Here is a 20334-nt window from a genome sequence, read left to right as displayed (position 1 = left end):
TCAGACCTCCAGCCACTCCTTGCGAACATCTTCGCGGGCTTTCAACTCGGCCGGTGTACCTTCGAATACAACCTGACCGTGGCCCATGACGTACACGCGATCCGCGATATCCATCGCGATGGACAGCTTTTGTTCAACCAGCAAGGTAGATATGCCGCGCTTGGCGATCTCTTGCAGAACCTCTGCGACCTTTTGCACCATCTGCGGCGACAGGCCCTCTGTCGGCTCGTCGATCATCACAAAATCGGGGTCGCCCATCAATGTGCGGCACATGGTCAGCATCTGCTGCTCCCCTCCCGATAGCACCGATGCCTCTACATCTGCGCGACGATCAAGGTTTTCGAACATGTCGAACATCATCTGCATTGACCAGCGCCCCGCGCCATCCCTCTGGCCGGGCTTCAAGCCCAGTGTCAGGTTTTGGCGCGTGGTCAGGCCCGGAAAAATATCACGGTTTTCGGGGACATATCCAATCCCCAGATTTGCAACTTCATAAGCTTTCTTACCGGCAATTTCCTGACCCTTGAATTTGACAGACCCATGCGGCGTGACTTCGCCCATGATCGCCTTGCAGGTGGTCGAGCGGCCAACCCCGTTGCGGCCAAGCAGCGCAACGATTTCACCTTCCTGAACATTAAGGGACACCCCCTGAAGGATGTGGGATTTGCCATAATAGGCGTGCATGTCGGTGACTTCGATCAATGTTCTGCCTCCAATGCAGCGCCCAGATAGGCTTCTTGTACTTTTGCATCCGCGCGCACCTCTGCGGGCTTGCCCGTCGCAAGGATCTCGCCATAGACCAGCACGCTGATCCGATCAGCCAGACCGAAGACCACGCTCATGTCGTGTTCAACCATGATCAGTGTTTTGCCCTCGGTCACCTTGAGAATTAGATCCGTGATGTAATCAGTCTCGGTGTTCGACATCCCGGCAGTGGGTTCATCCAGCATGATCACATCAGCGCCACCCGCAATGGTGATACCTATTTCCAACGCGCGCTGTTCGGCATAACTGAGTGTACCTGCCGGAAGATTGCGCCGCTCCAGCAGGTTGATCTTGTCAAGAATGGCATCGGCTCCTTCGGTCAGATCACGTTTTTTGTTCACCAGATGCCAGAAGCTGTACTTGTACCCTTGCGACCACAACAAGGCGCAGCGGACGTTCTCAAACACTGTCATCGCCGGAAAGATGTTGGTGATCTGGAATGAACGGCTCAGCCCCTTGCGGTTGATTTGGAACGGCTCCAGCCCGGCGAGGTTTTCACCGTGCAGCTTTACCGTGCCTGCGGTCGGGGCAAAACGCGCGGTGATCAGGTTAAACAGGGTTGATTTGCCAGCCCCATTCGGACCGATAATCGCGTGCCTCTCTGCTTTGCCAATCGACAAATCAATGCCGCGGATAATTTCGGCTTTGCCGAAGCTTTTCTTGAGTCCGTTCAGTTCGAGTGCGGGTGTACTCATGATGCGCCTCCTGCCGAGTTAGCTTCGCTCCACGCATCCTTGAGCGCGGGTGCGGTGGCGCGGGCGATGCCAAGACCGATCAAGGTCAGAGCACCTGCAATGATCCACGGCATAAGGCTATGACTGTCGAAGGTTGTCCAGAAAATCGTCATTTCATCATCTCCGGTTGCAGCGTGGCGATAGTGGAATGTCATCTCGACCAGCGCCGCCAGACCAAGAATTCCGATTGCCCCTGGCAGCAGGGTTTTAATGTAGGGCATCACCAGCTTCCCCGCTTTGCCCAGCTTGAACGCGGGCACATGCATCATGATCAGCCCCGCCAGCCCACCGGGGAAAAACATAACCGTCGCCAGAAACAACGAGCCCGCATAAAATGCCCAAAGCTCTGTTGAGAGGCTTAGCACGGTTTGCAACAGGGTGAAGGCAATCGCACCGATGATCGGGCCAAAGAAGAACCCGACACCACCAAGGAATGTAACAAGAAGGATCACACCAGAAGAAGCCGTATTCAGGTTTTCTTCGGTCAGGATTTCGTAGTTGATCGCGAACAAACCACCCGCAACACCGGCAAAAAATCCCGATGCAACAAAGCTGTAGTAGCGCACCCAGCGGGAGGAATAGCCCAAGAATTCGGCGCGCTCGGGATTGTCGCGCACGGCGTTCGCCATACGGCCGACGGGTGTGCGGCTCCATAGGTACATCAGAGCGGCTGATATAATGACCCATGCTGCTGTCAGGTAATAGACTTCTTCCTGTTGGAGGAATTCAACGCCAAAGAACGGCTGTGCATAGGTACGATCACCGCTGACGCCTTCTTCACCACCGAAAAATGCAACGATAATTACCGAACAGGCTGCAATCAGCTCTCCCACACCCAGTGAGATCATGGCGAAAACCGTGCCTGCGCTGCGCGTCGAGAATGATCCGACAATCATCGCAAGGCCCATCCCGAAAAGACCACCGAAAACCGGCAGGATCACCAGCGGAATACTAGCGAAAAAATCGCTCATGTTCATGATGTGCATACAGGCAAAGCCGCCCACACCTGCATAAACCGCGTGGCCGAATGATAGCATCCCGCCCTGACCTAGCAACATATTATAGGCCAGTGCGAAGACGATCGTGATCGACATCTGGTTCATAATTGTCAGTGCGGAGTTGTTGGTGAACAGTTGCGGCAGGATCGCCAGCAAAACAGCGGCAACTACCCAAGGGACCAGCGTAAGAGTCATGGATCCTGCGCGCATCCGCTCGCTTGCTTTTGAGGGGTCAGTCATTATCTGTTCGGACGGCTTTGCGCCCTTGGGGATATCGGTGCGTGGATCTTTATTGGTCATTGAATGCGCTTTCCGAACAGACCTGCGGGGCGGAAAATCAAGATCAGCACCATCAGGATATAGGGGAGGATGTCGGCGATCTGCGGGCTGGTCAGGCTCCAGAAATCGCGGAAGATGTTATCATCCAGATTCTCCGGTGTGCTGATGCCGATCCCGTTCAGGATATCCTCCATTTCAATGTTGTAAGATTTGGCAAACGTCGTGATCCAGCCGATCAACAACGAGGCCACCAACGCCCCCCAGAGCGAGCCAAGCCCCCCGATCACAATGGTCACAAAAACAATCGACCCCAGCACAAAAGCCATTCCGGGGAAGGTGCCCAATACCGGCCCCGCAATAACACCGGCCACACCGGCCAGCGCAGTGCCCACACCGAATACGCCCATAAAGATCAGCGGCACGTTATGGCCCAACGCCTCAACAGTGCGCGGATAGCTGAGCGCTGCCTGAATGATCATGCCAACACGGGTCTTTGTCAAAACATACAGAAGACCAAGGAAGATGCCGACCGAGATAAATATCATGAAAATCTTGTAGGCAGGAATGGAATTGCCCGAGATAGCGAATGCGGTAAAGTTGAGAATTTCCGGCCCGTTATAGGGCATCTGGTTCTTCCCCCAGATAAATTGCACCAGTTCTTCGATCAACAGGGCAAGACCGAATGTGAATATCAATTCAGGTACGTGACCATATTGGTGAACTCGCCTTAACCCGTATCGCTCAACCCCCGCGCCGATAACACCTACGAGCAAGGGCGCAATCAGCAGCCCCATCCAGAACCCCAGCGCGATGCTGATCTGGTAGGCAAAGTAGGCCCCCAGCATGTAAAAACTGGCATGGGCAAAGTTTAGTACACCCATCATCGAGAAAATAAGGGTCAGGCCGGCGGACAGCATAAACAGCAGCAGTCCGGTCACCAGCCCGTCGATCAGATTGACGAGAATGAGGTCCATGAGGCCCCTCCGGTAGAAAAATGTTTACGTGGAAGGTGGCCCGCCCGCACAATAGCGCGGACGGGCCGGAGAAGATCCGTTTACGGACGCTTCATTTCACATGAGCTTTCGCTGTCTTTCGACGCCATCTCAACGGTTGATTCAACCAAAACGCCATAGTCGGAGCTGTCGAAGGTGTAGGTGATACCTTCGTTTGTGTGCGCCGCGATGTGCATGTCCTGAATCAACTGGTGGTCATTGGGACGCATAAAGAGCGTGCCACCCCACATGCTTTCATACTCCATGCCTTCAAGCGCATTTGCCACTGCAACCACATCGTCGGCTGTACCGGCTTTTTCAATCGCCGCAGCCAGCATCCCAATGGTATTGGAAATGCGTGTCTGGTCGATATTGCCTTCAGGGTATTTAGCGCTGAACGCATCGTAGTAGGCTGACGCTTCGGGTGTCGGGGGCGGGTTAACCTGCCCTTCGCTGATCAGGCGAATAATACCTTTACCGGAATCGCCAAAGGCTGCCGTCATACCCGAACCCGCACCGTAGTAGGTATAGATCGGACCAGTGAAGCCGTTTTCGATGATGGAGCGTCCAAGACCCAGCATGTCCGCACCCCAGTTACCTGTGATGACAGCATCCGCGCCCGATGAAACGATCTTGCGTGAGTACGGTGTGAAATCTTTCACTTTGCCAATCGGGTGCAGTTCGTCACCGACAATTTCGATATCCGGCCGCTTTGCTTTCAGCATTGAATTGGCGGCGGCAGAAACAGCTTTACCAAAAGAGTAGTCCTGACCGATGACATAAATCTTCTTAACTTCATCGTCGGCGGCAATCACGTCTGTCAACGCATCCATCTTGATGTCAGAGTTGGCATCAAAGCGGAAGTGCCAGAAGTTACACTTGTCATTCGTTAGTGCCGGATCAACAGCGGCATAGTTTAGAAACAGAACACGGCTGTCGGGATTGCGGCGGTTATGCTTGTCAATGGCTTCGGTCAGCGCGTTTGCAACACCGGACGAGTTACCCTGCACAACAAACCGGACACCCTGATCAATTGCGACCTGAAGCTGGATCAAAGATTCTTTGGGGCTGATTTTGTTGTCGAACCCGACGACTTCTATCTTCTTGCCGTCTAACAGGCCGCCTTTTTCATTTACCATGTAATCCGCAGCAAATTCGAATTGGTGCAGGCCATTGGTTCCCGTGCTGGCAAACGGGCCCGACAACGGATCAATAAACGCCACCTTAATGTCTTCGGCGAATGCGGCGCTCGCGCCGATAATGAGTGATAGTGCCGATACAGCACCCAGTTTTGTGATGTTCTTCATAATGTTCCTCCCTAGGACAGCCCGCCGCTGTTTGCGATCTCTATGAGTGGGCTATTTGGCGAGAGTTACACACCACCGCAGTAAGTCAAGCACTCACATTGCAACAGCGGGACGGTTTTTTCAGCCTGACACGAGAAAATTTAATTCGTGATACATATTTCATATGACTTTCAAGTTGGGAATCTCACTCAACCCATTGTCTTGAAACGGTTAGTATAGAATTGAATATTAATTAGCTCGCGAATAAATTGTCACACGAAGGGACTGACACGTTAAAAAATATGCGGTTATACCGCCAAAAATATGTCTGCTAAATAGCATCGGTCAGGCCCAAACAGCCCGACGAAATTCCGCTATGCGGAACAAACAACCGCAAATTTTACGCCTGCGAATCCGCTGAGATGATGTGCTACTGCTGCAAGCTGAGCGATTGTGCTGTTTTCAACAAGCGCTCGGCGTACACCCCTTCCAACTGTTTGGGTTTGACCCGGAATGACGGACCCCCGACATTGAGACCGTAAATTCGTCCGTCACTGAGAGAATGCACCGGTACCGCAATGCCGTTCACGTCCGAACGCCAGTTACCGTATCCTGTGCAATATCCGTTCGCGGCGTACTCGCTAAGCGCCTGCTGGTAACACGCGCGCGCGTCGCGCTCTACCTCTTCACCCTCAGTGCGGGCAAAGCCGAATATCTGTTCGCATCGTTCTTCTGGGGTAACCGCCAGAATGGCCTTGCCAATGGCCGAGTGAAACAGGGGCAGACGGGTGCCGACACGCACCATCAGCGTAACTCCCTCGGTAGAACTTTCTGTCGCCAGATAGATCACTTCGGTGCGGTGCTGTTCGGCCAGTGCGACCGTGATAAACGGGTTAGGTCCGTTCAGCCGTAGCGCTTTCATTTCGTGCTTTGCACGGTCGCGCATATCCATTGCGGCAAGACGGCTAAAACCAAGGCGCAGCACACCCGCGCTGAGGCGGTAAGTGCCCACTCGGCTGTCAGCCACCAGATAATCAAGCTCACACAGTGTATGCGTCAGCCGTGAAATCGTGGCCTTTGGCAGGCCGGTGCGTTCCGAAAAATCGCTGTTGGTCAACGTTAGATCATCCCGCCGGAAACAGCGCAAAATTTCCAGACCCCGCGCCAGCGCAGTTACAAAGTTGCGGTCTTTGTTTTCCGGATCAGGGTCAAAATGATCCATGCTTAACCCCGCTTTAGGGCATCAAGCCCGTGCTGGGCAAACACCGGAACAAAAGCCCCCACTTTCAACGCCCGTTCGGGGTTGGAAGCATTGCCGTCCAGTGCACGTTTCAATACGCCCTGAATAATCGCTGCCATACGGAAAAAGGTGAACGCAAGATAATAGCCAAAGTTGTCGATGCCATCCAAACCGCGCCGCGCGCAGTAAGCTGCGATAAATTCTTCGTCGCTTGGCAGGCCGAGCGCCGCGCGATCCAGACCGCCCATGCCACGACCTTCGGACCCTGCAGGCAGTTGCCATTGCATAATTACGGCAGCCAGATCGGCAAACGGATGGCCAATCGTAGACAACTCCCAATCAAGCACTGCACGGCATTGCGTTCCCTTTGCGTCAAAGATCATATTGTCGATCCGGTAATCGCCATGCACCAGCGTACGCTGCCCGTCATCGGCAGGGCGCTGGCCCACCAGCGCCTCCATTAACTCATCCATTGCCGGAATATTTTGCGTTTCCGAGGCGCGGTACTGTTTTGACCAACGCCCCACCTGCCGTTCAAAGTAATTTCCCTCGGGTCCGTAATCCGCCAGACCAACTGCATCGATATTAACCGAATGAAGCGCCGCTAAAACGCGATTCATTTCATCGATGATCTTGCCACGGTCGGCTTTTGATACATCAGGCATTGCCGGTTCATTAAAATTGCGGCCCTCTACATGATCCATAATATAAAACATGGAGCCGATGACGCTTTCGTCCTCACACAACAGATGCATTTTGGAGACAGGTACATCCGAACCTTCAAGCGCTTTTTGCACGCGAAATTCGCGATCAACCGCATGCGCGGATTTCAGCAATACACCCGGCGGCTTGCGGCGCAGAACATACGAATGCGCAGGCGTCTTGAGCATGAAAGTCGGGTTGGACTGACCGCCCTGAAATTTGGTCACTTCCATCGGGCCTTCAAACCCTTCCAGGTTTTCGGTCAGATATGCATATACGGCAGCTTCATCGAGGGTCTGTGTATCGGTCATGCAAGGCGTCCCTAACTGTAACTCATCAATTTTGCACCATCCGGCGTGGCAAAGTGCGGCGTTGCGTTAAATTCGCTCAGCGAAAACAGGTTACCGGAGAAAATAAACCGCGTCATGGCGGCATTTTTGATCTGCAGGTTGAGGTGCATCATATGCTGGACAGGTGCCTGCAATGATACTGCCGCAAGCTGCCCGATCACCCCGCCGGAACTGACAACCAGCACCCGCTTGGCATCGGTATCAACGGCAAATGCGCGCGCAGCTTCGATCCGGGCGGCAAAATCACCCCATGTCTCATACGGGTTTTCAATTTCGTCTTTTTGCCATGCAAATACGGTTTCGCGCAACGTGCGGAAATGGGTTTTGCGGTCGCCCTTCACCATCTCGGGGATATCCCCTTTGAACCGTGCTGTCAGCAGATCACCGAAATCGTATTCGTTGAGGCCTGCGTGTTCTTCGCGCGCAGAAGCGAAACCCATTTCTGCTGCAGTATCAATCTGGCGGTTCAAAGTCCCGGTGACGACCCGGTCAGGCTCCCAGCCCATCAAGCGCAGCCAGTCACCGGCGGCACGCGATTGTGCGCGCCCCAGCTCTGACAACACATCATAATCTGCCGCCCCGAAAGAGGCCTGCCCGTGACGTATAACAAGCAGTTCAGCCACGGTGCACCTCAAGGGCGCACCGTACAGAATGCGCATTCGTACGCCCCGTTAGATGTAGTGTCTTATTCACGAAAACTCCGCCGCGAGCTTTTTGCCAGCCGCAAAATATTCTTTTGCCATCCGGTCGACGATTTGCGCCGCTGGGCCAACGGATTTGATCGCGCCAATACCTTGCCCCGAACCCCAAATGGTTTTCCACGCTTTGGGCTTTTCACGGTCCGCGGCGAATGTCATCGCCGATGAATCCGACTGTGGCAGGTCGTCCGGGTCCATGCCTGCGTTCTTTACAGAGCCTTTGAGGTAGTTGCCCCAGACACCCGTGAACAGTGAGGAATATACGATGTCTTCCGCGCCACTTTCCACAATCATATCCTTATAGGCCTGATCGGCGTTCGCCTCGTCAGTCGCGATAAACGGCGATCCGGTATAGCCAAGATCGGCACCCATTGCCCGTGCCGCCAGCAGACTTTCACCTGTAGCGATAGAACCGGACAATGCCACCGGCCCTTCAAACCACTCGCGGATTTCGCGCACCAATGCGAATGGAGATTGTTGCCCCGCATGGCCACCCGCACCTGCGGCAACAGCCACCAGACCATCGGCACCTTTTTCAATCGCCTTTTTGGCAAATCGGTTGTTGATCACATCATGCAACACAATCCCGCCGCAGCTATGCGCCGCCTCGTTCACATCCACACGCGCGCCCAGCGACGTAATCCAGACCGGCACTTCGTGTTTGACGCAGATTTCCAGATCCCGTTCCAGTCGCGTGTTGGTGCGGTGGACAATCTGGTTTACCGCATAAGGGGCGGCCGGATTGTCGGGGTTGGCTTGGTTATGACGGTCCAACTCTTCCTTGATCTGGGTAAGCCAAGTGTCGAGCAGCGGATGCTCCCCCTCGCCCTCGCGGGCATTCAGCGCGGGAAACGATCCAACGATCCCTGCCTTACACTGGGCAATCACCAGCGCGGGCACCGAGATAATAAACAGCGGCGAAGCAATCAGAGGGATGCGCAAACCTTGCAGCGCCTTGGGCAGATGGGAGTCGTCGCGGGCCATAGAGCCTCCTGAATTCATAGTGACGGTCAGGGGGCGGCTGAAACCGCCCCTCTTGTTGGCAAATTGCAAAGTTTACAGAACCTCGAACAGACCCGCAGCACCCATGCCGCCCCCCACACACATTGTGCAGACAACGTATTTCGCGCCACGGCGTTTACCCTCGATCAGCGCATGACCGACCATGCGCGCGCCGGACATGCCGTAAGGGTGGCCAATGGAAATCGCGCCGCCGTTCACGTTCAACAATTCATCAGGGATGCCCAGCACATCACGTGACTGGATCACCTGCACCGCAAAGGCTTCGTTCAACTCCCAAAGGCCGATATCATCCATGGTCAGGCCATGTGCTTTCAGCAGCGGGGGCACGGCATAAATCGGGCCGATGCCCATTTCGTCCGGCTCACAGCCTGCGGCCATCACCCCAACATAGCGGCCCAGCGGTTGCAGCCCCATCTGTTCGGCCTTTTTGGCTTCCATAATTACCGTAGCCGACGCGCCATCAGACAGCTGCGAGGCGTTACCTGCTGTGATGAATTTACCTTCCTGAATGTGGATACCGTCCTTGTGCACCGGCTTGAGGCCCGCAAGGCTTTCGGCTGTTGTACCGGGGCGGTTGCCCTCGTCCTTCTCCAGCGTCACCTCGTGTTCGGTGATCTCCTTGGTTTCTTTGTTCTGCACCATCATTTTGGAAGTCATTGGCGCAATTTCATCGTCGAAACGGCCCGCTTCCTGCGCTTGATGCGTCAGCTCCTGCGAGCGTGCGGCATATTCGTCCTGGCGTTCACGACTGACATTATACCGCTCGGCCACTGTCTCGGCGGTTTCCAGCATCGACATGTACAGCTCTGGCTTGTGCTCTTTGATCCACGGATCGCCCTTCACGCGCATTTCGGGTGTCTGCACCATCGAAATACTTTCGACACCGCCGCCGATGACCACATCCATTCCGTCCATAACAACCTGCTTGGCCGCAGTGGCAATCGCCATCATGCCTGAGGCACACTGCCGGTCCAGCGACATGCCTGCGACCGTGACGGGCAGGCCCGCACGAATGGCCGCCTGACGGGCGATATTGCCCGCGCCGTGGCCCTGCTGAAGGGCCGAACCGATGACACAATCCTGGATCTGGGCAGGATCAACGCCAGCGCGCTTGATCGCGTGCTCGATCGCATGGGCGGCCAGTGCCTGCGGCGTGGTGTTGTTGAACGCCCCACGATAAGCTTTGCCAATCGGGGTACGGGCGGTTGATACAATTACTGCGTCACGCATGTGTAGTCTCCTATGAATTACCAGTCGAGCTTCAGGCCACGGGCCCTGGCTGCGTTGAGGGCGTACTTTTTCGTCTGGCCGAAAGCATCGCCCAGTTGTTGTTGGTTTTCAGGGTTGCGGATCTGGTCGAATTGCGCGGCAACAGCTTCGGGCGTGTTATCCTCGCCCATCAGAGTGATGCCCTGCGTTTCGTAAATGCGCGTTTCGGCATAGCTGCCAGCACCCGCGCCAAGGATCACCTGGCTGGGCGCGTCTTCACTTACCAGATACAGCAAGCCCGGCGTGATGGTATCGGGTGCCAATAATTCCTGCGCCGCTTCGGGTAACAGACCGGCCGTCATGCGGGTGGCTGCGGTGGGGGCCAGCGTGTTGACACGAATGTTGTCACGCGCGCCCTCCATGTGCAGCACATTCATCAGCCCCAGCATCGCCGCCTTTGCCGCGCCATAGTTGGACTGACCAAAGTTTCCATAAAGCCCTGACGCGCTGGATGTCAGCACAATTCGCCCGTATTTCTGCGCCCGCATGTGCGGCCAGCAGGCATGTGCTACATTGGCAGTGCCGATCAAATGCACATCAACCACTTTGCGGAATGCGGCCATGTCCATCTTGGCAAATGTCTTGTCCATCAGGATGCCCGCGTTGTTGACGCAAATGTCTATGCGCCCCCATGCGTCTATGGCTTGGGCCACCATGTCCTTAACGGCATCGTCGTCGGACACATCAGCGCCATGCGCCATTGCATCGCCGCCCATCTCCTTGATTTCCTCGACCACAGCCAGCGCCGCTTCCGAAGATGTTCCGGTGCCATCCGTTGAAACACCCAGATCGTTTACAACAACCTTCGCACCGCGCGCCGCCAGCCCCAGCGCATGACAGCGGCCAAGGCCGACTCCCGCGCCGGTAACAATCGCAACCTGTCCATCAAATCGAATATCAGCCATCAGTGCAACGCGTGTTCAAAAATGTTGGGGCCGGACATCACGTTGATGCCGCCGGACACGGGGATCACAGCGCCGGTAATGTAGGCACCGCCGCGCCCGCACAAGAACAACATGCAGCCGCCGATATCTTCGTCGCGGCCCACACGTTTCAGCGGCACATCCTCTCCGACCTTGCTGCGCATGTCCTCATCGTGGGTCGCAAAAGCGGTCATCCGGCTTACAAACGGCCCCGGTGCCAGTGCGTTAACAGTGATCGCATCTCCGGCCAGTTCCTTGGCCAGAATTTTACTCAGGTGGATAACCGCAGCTTTGGAGGCAGAATAACTGTACGCGCCATCGCCCATCTCGCGCTCTCCCATGACGCTGCCCACGTTCACCACCCGCGCGGGGTCATCGACTGTACCCGAAGCCTTGAGCATTGGCAGCAGCTTTTGCGTCAGATCAAATAGCCCGGCTACATTTACATCCATCACCTTCGACCACGCCTTGTGCGGAAATTCCCCCAGCGGCGCGCCCCATGTGATGCCTGCGTTGTTCATCAGAATATCGAGCGTTTCGGTGCGCTCTTTCACAGCCGCGACCAGCGCATCGACACCCTCTTCGGTGCCAACATCACCGGCAAAGCCGATGGCCTTGCCACTGGCACCCAGCGCATTCAGTTCTTTTGCAACCGCTTCGCACGCGTCTCCCTTGCGGCTGGCGATCAGCACGGTGGCCCCCGCACGCATCAGCGATTCTGCCGCCATGCGACCGATGCCGGTGGCACCGCCCGTTACCAATGCGGTCTTTCCCTCCAGACCAAACAACGTTTGAATATCCATCTTAAAATCCTCTCGATGCGGCGACTTTTTCGGCGTGATAGCTGTAGTCACCCAACCACTCTGCACCAACGCGCGCGCGTTTCATATAAAAGCCCATGTCATAGGCGTCTGTCATTCCGATCCCGCCGTGCATCTGAACACCTTCCTGCACGGCCAGAATAGCTGTGTCTGTCGCGCGGGCCTTGGCAAGTGAAACGGCAAGCTCTGCATTCTCGGGGTCATTGTCCAGCATCCGGCCAGCGTTCAGGATTGCGGACAGGGTCACTTCTGTCTCACACCACAGATGGGCCGCGCGGTGCTGCAATGCCTGAAAGCGGCCAATCTCTACACCAAATTGCTTGCGCTCCTTCAGATAGCCGACCGTCATCGCCATTGCCCCAGCGGCAAGGCCCGTCATTTCGGCGGCCAGTGCGGCCTGCCCTGCCTGCAAGGCCGGTCTGAGAACATTCATGGCGCTGTCAACCTGCCCCAGCACATCGTCGCCCGTTGCCTCGACATCATCAAAGCTGATTTTTGCCGCGTCACGTGCATCGATCATGTTTGATTTTTCGCGGCTGATCCCCGCGCGATCTGCAGGGATATCAAACAGGGTCAGCCCTTCGGCGGTTTTGGCCAGCACCAACAGACGGTCGGCCATGGCGCCATCAACAACGAATGTCTTTTTGCCTGTCAGCCGGAAGCCGTTACCGTCCGCCTTCGCCTCCATCGCGGTGGCGTCAGGATTATGTTTGATCCCCTCATCCACAGCCAGCGCATAGGTGACATTACCGCTGGCAATCTTTGCCAATGCCGCCATGGCGCGTTCATCACTTACCTGCCGCAGCGCAGTCGCCGCGATGACAGCGCTGGACAGAAATGGCGAAATCACCAACGTCCTGCCCATTTCCTGCGCAATCACGTTTGCCGCTGCGAACCCCATATCAGAGCCACCCGCCGACTCGGGCACGAGCACACCGGCCCAGCCCATATTCGCCATCTCTTTCCACAGCTTTGCGTCATGTGTGCGGCCTTCGTCACGCATCTTGCGGAACGTACTTACAGGGGCGGCGCCATCCAGAAAACCGCGCGCCATATCGGCCAACATTGTTTCTTCTTCGCTCAGGACAAGTTTGCTCATGCCGGTAACCCCAGCACGCGGCGCGATACGATGCTTAGCATAACCTCGCTGGTACCCCCTTCGATTGAGTTTGCCTTTGTGCGCAGCCAGTCGCCCGCACGATTACCCACAGCACCGTCCCATTCCAGCGCGGCAGAACCGCCCGCTGTCATCATCAGTTCGTGGCGCTGTTTGTTCAACTCGGTGCCCATATATTTCAACATAGCAGACGCATCGCCCGCGCCCTGCCCTGCTTCTGACTGGTCCTTGTACCGCTCCAGCGTCAGACCGATTGCCAAACCGTCAATCTCGCAGCGCATCGCATCCGCGCGCAACGTGGTATCCAGAGTCTCCATCGTGTCAGACAGCACAGCTCCCAAAGCACGGCCACCGCCCAACAATCCGCCACCACCGCCGGAAATCATTTCACGCTCGTGAGTGAGCAGGTATTTTGCTACGTCCCAGCCGCGGTTCTCTGTTCCGACAATCCGGTCTTTGGGTACTTTTACGTCGGTAAAGAATGTCTCGCAGAACGGGGATATGCCCGAAATCATCTTGATCGGTCGCGTCTCGACGCCCGGATCATCCATATCGATCAGCAAAAACGAAATGCCCTTGTGCTTTGGCGCATCGCGGTCCGTGCGCACCAGCGCAAAAATCTGGTCGGACTTATCAGCGTAAGAGGTCCAGATCTTCTGGCCGTTTACCAGCCAGTGATCGCCCTTGTCCGCGCCATGGGTCTGCACATTTGCCAGATCCGATCCCGCACCCGGCTCGGAATAGCCTTGACACCAACGCACCTCGCCACGCGCAATCGGGGGCAGGTAGTGCAGCTTTTGCTCATGGGTTCCGAAATGCAGCAGCGCAGGCCCCAGCATCCAGATGCCAAAGCTTTCCAGCGGCGAGCGCGCATTGATTCGCGCCATTTCTTCGTGAAAAATCTTTTCCTGCTCGCGTGTCAGTCCTGCACCGCCATACTCGACCGGCCATGTCGGCACCGTGTAGCCTTTGGCGGCGCACCGCTCCAGCCAGTCCTTTTGGGCTTGGGATGTGAACGCCCAGTTCCTGCCACCCCAGCAAATAGCGGCCTCGGTGCCCCGCCCCTCGCGCATTTCGGCGGGGCAATTTGCCTCCAGCCACTCGCGCAATTGCGTGCGAAATTCATTTGCCGCTGATCCGTCTGCCATCCGTTATCCTCCCGTTAAACGCATGTGGTCTTTTGCGAACGACCATTCCGCACAGCAGAATTGCATTTCGAAATTCGATTGACAAGCAAGAGTTGCACTGGCCCATTGTGTTCAATCAAATCCGGAGGAGACGCCAAGATGAAAGCAATGTTGAGCCATGAGCCCGGGGGACCGGAGACGCTGAAACTGACCGAGATGGAGACGCCCGAACCTTCGAAAAAGCAGGTCCGCATCCGCGTGCGTTCGGCTGGCTTGAACTTTCCTGACACCCTGATTATCAAGGATATGTACCAGATGAAGCCGCCCCGCCCCTTTGCCCCCGGTGGTGAGGTTTCGGGCGAAATTGAAGCGGTCGGTGAAGGTGTAAAAGGGCTGGCCGTCGGCGACCGTGTTCTGGCAATGACGGGCTTTGGCGGCTTTGCGACTCATTTGTGTATTGAAGCCGAACGGGTCATGAAGATCCCCGACGAGATGCCATTTGACGAAGCGTCATGTCTGATGCTGACCTACGGCACCTCCCATCACGCGCTGAAAAACCGAGCAGAACTCAAGCCAGGCGAATCGCTGTTGATCCTTGGCGCGGCGGGTGGAGTTGGTGCCGCTGCGATCGAACTAGGCAAGGCTGCGGGCGCACGTGTCATCGCCGCTGTCAGTTCCGAGGAAAAAGCGCAGTTCTGTCGCGATCTCGGCGCGGACGAGACCATCATTTACACCCGCGACATGGATGACCGCGACGCGCAAAAAGCGTTTTCAGCCAAGATTAAAGAGTTGGCAGGCGGTGACGGTGTTGATGTTGTCTATGATGCGGTCGGTGGCGCCTACGCTGAACCTGCCGTGCGCGCACTGGCGTGGAAAGGTCGTTTCCTCGTGGTAGGCTTTCCCGCAGGTATCCCGAAAATCCCGCTTAACCTGACCCTGTTGAAGGGCTGTCAGATTGTCGGCGTTTTCTGGGGCGCGCATACCCTGCGCGAGCCGGACATGCACGCCGAAAACATGGCAGACCTGTTCCGCATGTATGCCAGCGGCGAAATCAAGCCGCGCATTTCGGCACGCTTCCCGCTTGAGAAAGCCGCCGATGCGCTGAACCTGATGATGGATCGCAAGGTGCAGGGCAAGGTTGTGCTGGATGTGGAGTAGGCTCTATGCCCTACTCTAAAATACCTGAATGTGGCGCATTTTAAAGATGCGCCACGTCATTGAACCCGCGCAGGATCATCTGTTCACCGTTGATCACAATACGGCTGATCGAGCCGTTATCGGCCCCGTTGAACGCAAACGGGCGCGATTGTGCAACCATCGACAGCGCCGCGCCGACCACGCCGCCATGCACAACGACTGCAACCAGTTGATCGGGGTGCGTTGCCGCGATACGGCGCAACCCGTGCATCACACGGGCCTGCAATTGCGCGGTGGTTTCTGCATTTGGGATCTCGCCCCATTCGTGGGCATCACGCGCACGCACAAACGCCGGGTCATTGGCCGCGGCGCGAAAACGGTATTCGCCGCCGTCCCAATCACCCAGAAAAACCTCTCGCAGGTCCGGTTCGACCATTGGCGCAAGGCCCAAGGCCCGCGCAAGCGGGGCCGCGGTTTGATGGGTGCGCTGCATGGTGGTGACGTAAATCGCGTCAATCGCTTCGTGCTTGAGGCGTTCGGCAATCGCAACTGCTTGCGCCTCGCCTTCGGGGCGCAACGCCGGATCACCCTGCCCGCCCACCATCGGAAACATCTCGCCGCGTTTGGCAGCCTGTGTTTCGCCGTGACGGATCAGCAAAATATCGCACGCACCTTGCGGCGGTTCAAACCTGTGCTGTCGCGCTTCATTCCCCATCGTTTCACCCTTTCGAATTCATTTGCCCAAGTAAGGACCATAAAATGACAAACCGCCAGATCGTTGTCGCCGAATTGCCCAAAGGCGAATTGACCCAAGATCATTTCAAGCTGACCGAAGCAGAAATGCCAAGCCCCGCAGAGGGCGAAGTGCTGTTGCGTGTGATTCTCATGTCAATCGACGCTGCGAACCGAAGCTGGATGCAAGGTGCCACCTACCGCGCCGCCGTCAACGCCGGTGACCCAATGCCCACCTATGCAATCTGCGAAGTGGTAGAGACAAATTCCCCCAAGCTGGCTGCAGGCGATATCGTCGCGGCAGAGGCCACGTGGTCCGACTATGTTACCATGCCCGCGCATAAGGTACAGAAACTGCCGAAGGTGCCGACGCTGTCAAACCTGATGTCGGTTTTCGGCATTGCAGGCAAAACGGCCTATCATGGTCTGATGTCTGTGGGCCAACCCCAGCCGGGGGAAACGGTGCTTGTGTCTGCCGCTGCCGGATCGGTGGGCGGTTATGTTGGCCAGATTGCCAAAAGCATTGGCTGCCGTGTAGTTGGCATCGCCGGTGGGCCGGAGAAATGCGATTGGGTGGTGAAAGAACTCGGTTTTGACGCCTGTATTGATTACCGCGCTGACGGATTGTTCAAAGCCCTGCGCGCTGCCTGCCCTGACGGGGTGGATGTGTATTTTGACAATGTGGGCGGTGTGATCCTTGAAACCGCGCTGAACCTGATGAACGAACGGGGGCGCGTTGTGTGCTGTGGCGCAATCAGCCAGTATCAAAGCACCACTCCTACAGGCCCACGCAACCTTCCCGGCGCGATTGTGGTAAAACGCCTGCGCATGGAAGGGTTCATCGTGATGGACTGGGCGCATAATGACGCCAAGGCGATTCGCGCCATGCAAGGGATGATGGAGCGTGGCCAGCTGAAAGTGACCGAAGATATCGTCGATGGTTTGGAGAACGCCCCCGCCGCGCTGATCGGTCTGCTGAACGGTGACAACAAGGGCAAGCGCATGGTGCGCGTGTCTGCTGATCCGCAATAAGGGAGAAAACACATGTCTGCATTGCAAACGGCCATTGCCGAAGCTGAAAAACAGATCGGTGAGGAAGTAGGCGTATCCAACTGGATCACCGTTAATCAAAAGATGATCGACGATTTTGCCAAAACCACCCATGACGAGCAGTGGATTCACGTTGATCCGCGACGCGCTGCCGCTGAAACTCCTTTTGGCGGGGCCATTGCACACGGCTTTCTGACACTCTCGCTGGCCAGCAGGTTTGCCTATGACTGTTTCGATATGCTGCCCGGACAGGTGATGGGCATCAATTATGGCATGAATAAACTGCGGTTTCTGAAACCTGTGGTCGCTGGTAGCCGCTTGCGCGGGCGCTTCACTTTGCAAAAGGTATCCGCCAAAGGGCCGGTCAACATGCTGCGTGAGAACCTGCTGACCATCGAAATCGAGGGCGAGGAAACCCCCGCCCTCATCGCTGAATGGTTGGGCATGGCAGTGTTTGAGGATTGAACAAAGCGCGACGAAAACGCCTGACCCGCAGCGGCGGATCAGGCGACCAATTTGCTAGACAGGGTCTTTCAGACGGATCACGACAACGCCGGCCTGCGCATTTTGCGGCGGTGCACTGACCTCCCATTGTGACCCCACAACCTGCACGGTGCGAAGCCCCTGCGCGGTGTTCACATGGCCCTTGGCGCGGATCACCTCGGTGCGGCTTGCAAGCTCGCGCGCATAGTCATCGGCGTCGACTTCACCCTCAGGCACATCGACTTCGCTGATCAATCCCGCAGCGTTGCCATGGGGTTCACCCCTTTGCGGGATCGCTATCTGAACAGGGTTCAGCACCACATCCAGCGGCACACGGCCATGGGACGCTTCCACCACAGCGGCACTGTCGGCGTGGGCTGCAACCGTGGTGCGCGCATGTGCAACCTGTGCCGCGCCTGCAATGTCACCCTTTGTCAGCACCACCAGATCCGCCGCAGCCAACTGGCGTACGACGGTGTCACCGATATAGTCGTTGGCAAGCTGCCCTTCGATCTGGGCCACGTCTGCCAGTACAACAACACCCGCCGCTCTGATCCCCGCAACAATGCCGAGGCTGGAAGCAATGGCACCGGGAAGGGCAACGCCACTTGCTTCGAGTATGATGTGATCGGGCGGCGGCTGCATCGCAGCCATCTGCGTCAGCGCCGCCATCAGATCATCCCCATAGCTGCAACAGACGCACCCCCCCGCGAGGGCGATCATATCGTCGCCCTCTGCTTCGATCAGGTCTGCATCGATCGGCAGATCGCCGAATTCATTGACCATAATCGCCAGCCGCTTGCCATCTGCCTGCCGCAGCATCTGGTTAACCAGCGTCGTTTTGCCAGCCCCCAGATACCCGCTCAGGATGGTGACGGGCAGGCTCATATATCTGCCACGGCAAACACCCGACCGCCCTGCACCGTGCCCCAGACGCGCACATCCTTCAGCTTGTCACTGCCAATCTCTTCCGGATCGTCCTCCAGCACCGCAAAATCCGCGCGCTTGCCTGCCTCGATTGATCCGATTTCCTGATCCATGTGCAGTGTATAGGCCGCCCCCAACGTGATCGCATAGAGCGCTTGGTCAACGGTGATTTTGTCCGCTTCGCCAAGGGTCCGCCCCGATGCGGTCAGGCGGTTGACCGCACACCATCCGGTAAACAGTGGCCCCAGCGGCGTGATCGGCGCGTCCGAGTGGATTGTCATCGGAACCCCTTCCCGCAGAGCCGTGCCTGCGGCGTTCATCCGCTCCGCACGCTCTGGCCCGACCGTCAGCTTGTAATGCTCGTCCCCCCAGTAGAAGTGGTGGTTGGCAAACAGGTTCACACACATCCCCAGCTTGGCGATCTTGCGGAACTGCGCGGCATCCGCCAGTTGGCAGTGCTGCAGCACAAAGCGGTGATCGGAGCTGGGGTGTTTACGCAAGGCTTCGGTCATCGTTTCGATCACCAGTTGCGTAGCCTGATCGCCGTTGGTGTGGGTGTTGATGTGAATACCCTTCTCCAAAGCGTTTTCCAGAATGTACTTCAGATGCTCGGGAGAGATATACCACAGCCCGTTCGGCGCCCCGTTAAAATACCCAGGCTCGCGAAGACGCGCCGAAAACCCCTGAATAGAGCCGTCAACAATCACCTTGATTTTGCCCAACCGCAGCATCTCGGTGCTTTTCGGCTTTAGCGCAATGGCATGATCAATCAGGTCTTCGGGGCTGATCCCGTGATGAAACCTCAGCGAAACGATACGTGTGGGGTATTTGGTCTGGCCCGTGATCTTGGTGAACATGTTTACTGTCTCGTCCGGTAGCTTGTTCGCCAGATCGGTTGCGGTGGTCACGCCGGCGCGCACACATAGCTTGCCAAAACGCCAGATACCCTTTTCATCGCAGGCCAGCATATCACGATCAAACCCTACAAACGGCGACACGGGTGTCATCACGTCCGGTCCCTTCAACTCTCCCAAGGGCATACCATCATCGCCCAACGGCACGCCGTCATGGTTAACTCCTGCGCGCATCATGCCAGCCAGCTCAAGCGCTTTGGTGTTCACGTTCATGATGTGGCCGGACGCATGCATGATTCCGATCGGGCGGGTTGACGAGACCTGATCCAAATCGTGCCGCGTTACGCGCACGTTGTCGAAATAGATCGGGTCGAGGGACCACGCAGGCATCGGTGCATCGGGGTCTTCGATCTTCGATTCGGCCTCTTTTAGCTTGGCCAGCACTTCTTGCAGGTTCTTGGAGCCTTTCTGCATCTCACCCTCGGGCGACATCCGGTCAAAGAACCCGACATAGGTATAGGCCCAAAGCGAGCCTTCCATAAGGTGGCTGTGCGCTTCGATCAGGCCAGGCATCAACACCTTGTCGGCAAATCGGTCGTCCAGCGTATAGTCACCCCAGCCTTCCAGATCCTCCAGCGGGCCGGTGCCCAGAATTTTTCCATCCCGCACCGCCACATGGGTTGTGTGGGCGTGTGCAGGGTTCATCGTGATGATCTTGCGGGCTTTGTAGATGGTGATCATCGGTATCTCCTCGGGTTAATCGGTTGGTCAAACGCTATTGAATTTGCTTCCTCGCAAAAACTGGTTTTAACTACAGCAGTAAACAC

Annotated in this window: 20 protein-coding genes; 3 read left to right on the top strand and 17 right to left on the bottom strand. The window is 56.6% G+C overall.

The window, feature by feature from the left end:
• The 14 genes from OS189_RS13925 to OS189_RS13860 all read right to left on the bottom strand — a co-directional run bounded on the left by OS189_RS13925 (window position 1) and on the right by OS189_RS13860 (window position 14345).
• The gene (locus OS189_RS13925) at window positions 1-684 is read right to left on the bottom strand and encodes an ABC transporter ATP-binding protein (RefSeq protein ID WP_323380235.1); all 684 of its coding nucleotides are present in this window, start codon (window positions 682-684) and stop codon (window positions 1-3) included.
• 14 nt (window positions 685-698) lie between these two features.
• Window positions 699-1460, bottom strand: coding sequence for an ABC transporter ATP-binding protein (locus OS189_RS13920; protein WP_267167937.1), 762 nt, complete (start codon window positions 1458-1460; stop codon window positions 699-701).
• On the bottom strand, window positions 1457-2797 hold the full coding sequence (locus OS189_RS13915; RefSeq protein WP_267167936.1) for a branched-chain amino acid ABC transporter permease: 1341 nt from the start codon (window positions 2795-2797) through the stop codon (window positions 1457-1459). Before OS189_RS13915 ends, OS189_RS13920 begins: the two co-directional genes overlap by 4 nt.
• Entirely contained in the window at window positions 2794-3750 is a 957-nt protein-coding gene (locus tag OS189_RS13910; protein ID WP_267167935.1) for a branched-chain amino acid ABC transporter permease, read from the bottom strand. Before OS189_RS13910 ends, OS189_RS13915 begins: the two co-directional genes overlap by 4 nt.
• Before the next feature lie 80 nt (window positions 3751-3830).
• A complete protein-coding gene (locus OS189_RS13905) occupies window positions 3831-5075 on the bottom strand; it encodes a branched-chain amino acid ABC transporter substrate-binding protein (protein WP_267167934.1) in 1245 nt (414 codons plus the stop codon).
• A 409-nt stretch (window positions 5076-5484) separates the two neighbouring features.
• A complete protein-coding gene (locus tag OS189_RS13900) occupies window positions 5485-6276 on the bottom strand; it encodes an IclR family transcriptional regulator (RefSeq protein ID WP_267167933.1) in 792 nt (263 codons plus the stop codon).
• A 2-nt stretch (window positions 6277-6278) separates the two neighbouring features.
• On the bottom strand, window positions 6279-7307 hold the full coding sequence (locus OS189_RS13895) for a phosphotransferase family protein (protein ID WP_267167932.1): 1029 nt from the start codon (window positions 7305-7307) through the stop codon (window positions 6279-6281).
• Window positions 7308-7318: 11 nt separating this feature from the next.
• On the bottom strand, window positions 7319-7969 hold the full coding sequence (locus OS189_RS13890; RefSeq protein WP_267167931.1) for a histidine phosphatase family protein: 651 nt from the start codon (window positions 7967-7969) through the stop codon (window positions 7319-7321).
• 66 nt (window positions 7970-8035) lie between these two features.
• Complete coding sequence (locus OS189_RS13885; protein ID WP_267167930.1) at window positions 8036-9028, bottom strand: NAD(P)H-dependent flavin oxidoreductase; 993 nt, start codon at window positions 9026-9028, stop codon at window positions 8036-8038.
• Between the two features lie 72 nt (window positions 9029-9100).
• On the bottom strand, window positions 9101-10297 hold the full coding sequence (locus OS189_RS13880; protein WP_267167929.1) for an acetyl-CoA C-acyltransferase: 1197 nt from the start codon (window positions 10295-10297) through the stop codon (window positions 9101-9103).
• Between the two features lie 17 nt (window positions 10298-10314).
• On the bottom strand, window positions 10315-11241 hold the full coding sequence (locus OS189_RS13875) for an SDR family NAD(P)-dependent oxidoreductase (RefSeq protein WP_267167928.1): 927 nt from the start codon (window positions 11239-11241) through the stop codon (window positions 10315-10317).
• Window positions 11241-12062 (bottom strand): SDR family oxidoreductase, encoded by an 822-nt coding sequence (locus OS189_RS13870; RefSeq protein WP_267167927.1) that lies wholly within the window; start codon window positions 12060-12062, stop codon window positions 11241-11243. The genes OS189_RS13875 and OS189_RS13870 overlap by 1 nt, the downstream gene beginning before the upstream one ends.
• A gap of 1 nt (window position 12063) precedes the next feature.
• Entirely contained in the window at window positions 12064-13179 is a 1116-nt protein-coding gene (locus OS189_RS13865) for an acyl-CoA dehydrogenase family protein (protein WP_267167926.1), read from the bottom strand.
• Window positions 13176-14345, bottom strand: coding sequence for an acyl-CoA dehydrogenase family protein (locus tag OS189_RS13860; RefSeq protein WP_267167925.1), 1170 nt, complete (start codon window positions 14343-14345; stop codon window positions 13176-13178). The genes OS189_RS13865 and OS189_RS13860 overlap by 4 nt, the downstream gene beginning before the upstream one ends.
• Before the next feature lie 138 nt (window positions 14346-14483).
• On the opposite strand from OS189_RS13860, the gene OS189_RS13855 reads away from it, so the two are divergent.
• Window positions 14484-15482 carry an NADPH:quinone oxidoreductase family protein gene (locus OS189_RS13855; protein WP_267167924.1) on the top strand — a complete coding sequence of 333 codons (999 nt, stop codon included), beginning with the start codon at window positions 14484-14486 and terminating at the stop codon, window positions 15480-15482.
• A 40-nt stretch (window positions 15483-15522) separates the two neighbouring features.
• On the opposite strand, the gene OS189_RS13850 is transcribed toward OS189_RS13855, so the two are convergent.
• On the bottom strand, window positions 15523-16176 hold the full coding sequence (locus OS189_RS13850) for a histidine phosphatase family protein (protein WP_267167923.1): 654 nt from the start codon (window positions 16174-16176) through the stop codon (window positions 15523-15525).
• Between the two features lie 44 nt (window positions 16177-16220).
• Between OS189_RS13850 and OS189_RS13845 the strand changes: the two genes are divergently transcribed.
• Both OS189_RS13845 and OS189_RS13840 read left to right on the top strand, forming a co-directional pair.
• Window positions 16221-17225 carry an NADP-dependent oxidoreductase gene (locus OS189_RS13845; protein WP_267167922.1) on the top strand — a complete coding sequence of 335 codons (1005 nt, stop codon included), beginning with the start codon at window positions 16221-16223 and terminating at the stop codon, window positions 17223-17225.
• 12 nt (window positions 17226-17237) lie between these two features.
• Complete coding sequence (locus OS189_RS13840) at window positions 17238-17708, top strand: MaoC family dehydratase (protein WP_267167921.1); 471 nt, start codon at window positions 17238-17240, stop codon at window positions 17706-17708.
• 54 nt (window positions 17709-17762) lie between these two features.
• On the opposite strand, the gene OS189_RS13835 is transcribed toward OS189_RS13840, so the two are convergent.
• Complete coding sequence (locus OS189_RS13835; RefSeq protein WP_267167920.1) at window positions 17763-18614, bottom strand: CobW family GTP-binding protein; 852 nt, start codon at window positions 18612-18614, stop codon at window positions 17763-17765.
• A complete protein-coding gene (locus OS189_RS13830; protein WP_267167919.1) occupies window positions 18611-20248 on the bottom strand; it encodes an amidohydrolase in 1638 nt (545 codons plus the stop codon). The genes OS189_RS13835 and OS189_RS13830 overlap by 4 nt, the downstream gene beginning before the upstream one ends.
• Window positions 20249-20334 lie beyond the last annotated feature (86 nt).

This window comes from Sulfitobacter sp. F26169L (assembly GCF_026410285.1).
Lineage (GTDB): Bacteria > Pseudomonadota > Alphaproteobacteria > Rhodobacterales > Rhodobacteraceae > Sulfitobacter.
Note: the sequence above shows the minus strand (reverse complement) of the source record. Positions and strands in the feature narration are given on the sequence as shown.

Coding starts and splice junctions, on each gene's coding strand:
- OS189_RS13925 (WP_323380235.1), bottom strand. CDS start 684: ATGCACGCCTATTATGGCAAATCCCACATCCTTCAGGGGGTGTCCCTT.
- OS189_RS13920 (WP_267167937.1), bottom strand. CDS start 1,460: ATGAGTACACCCGCACTCGAACTGAACGGACTCAAGAAAAGCTTCGGC.
- OS189_RS13915 (WP_267167936.1), bottom strand. CDS start 2,797: ATGACCAATAAAGATCCACGCACCGATATCCCCAAGGGCGCAAAGCCG.
- OS189_RS13910 (WP_267167935.1), bottom strand. CDS start 3,750: ATGGACCTCATTCTCGTCAATCTGATCGACGGGCTGGTGACCGGACTG.
- OS189_RS13905 (WP_267167934.1), bottom strand. CDS start 5,075: ATGAAGAACATCACAAAACTGGGTGCTGTATCGGCACTATCACTCATT.
- OS189_RS13900 (WP_267167933.1), bottom strand. CDS start 6,276: ATGGATCATTTTGACCCTGATCCGGAAAACAAAGACCGCAACTTTGTA.
- OS189_RS13895 (WP_267167932.1), bottom strand. CDS start 7,307: ATGACCGATACACAGACCCTCGATGAAGCTGCCGTATATGCATATCTG.
- OS189_RS13885 (WP_267167930.1), bottom strand. CDS start 9,028: ATGGCCCGCGACGACTCCCATCTGCCCAAGGCGCTGCAAGGTTTGCGC.
- OS189_RS13880 (WP_267167929.1), bottom strand. CDS start 10,297: ATGCGTGACGCAGTAATTGTATCAACCGCCCGTACCCCGATTGGCAAA.
- OS189_RS13875 (WP_267167928.1), bottom strand. CDS start 11,241: ATGGCTGATATTCGATTTGATGGACAGGTTGCGATTGTTACCGGCGCG.
- OS189_RS13870 (WP_267167927.1), bottom strand. CDS start 12,062: ATGGATATTCAAACGTTGTTTGGTCTGGAGGGAAAGACCGCATTGGTA.
- OS189_RS13865 (WP_267167926.1), bottom strand. CDS start 13,179: ATGAGCAAACTTGTCCTGAGCGAAGAAGAAACAATGTTGGCCGATATG.
- OS189_RS13860 (WP_267167925.1), bottom strand. CDS start 14,345: ATGGCAGACGGATCAGCGGCAAATGAATTTCGCACGCAATTGCGCGAG.
- OS189_RS13855 (WP_267167924.1), top strand. CDS start 14,484: ATGAAAGCAATGTTGAGCCATGAGCCCGGGGGACCGGAGACGCTGAAA.
- OS189_RS13850 (WP_267167923.1), bottom strand. CDS start 16,176: ATGGGGAATGAAGCGCGACAGCACAGGTTTGAACCGCCGCAAGGTGCG.
- OS189_RS13845 (WP_267167922.1), top strand. CDS start 16,221: ATGACAAACCGCCAGATCGTTGTCGCCGAATTGCCCAAAGGCGAATTG.
- OS189_RS13840 (WP_267167921.1), top strand. CDS start 17,238: ATGTCTGCATTGCAAACGGCCATTGCCGAAGCTGAAAAACAGATCGGT.
- OS189_RS13835 (WP_267167920.1), bottom strand. CDS start 18,614: ATGAGCCTGCCCGTCACCATCCTGAGCGGGTATCTGGGGGCTGGCAAA.
- OS189_RS13830 (WP_267167919.1), bottom strand. CDS start 20,248: ATGATCACCATCTACAAAGCCCGCAAGATCATCACGATGAACCCTGCA.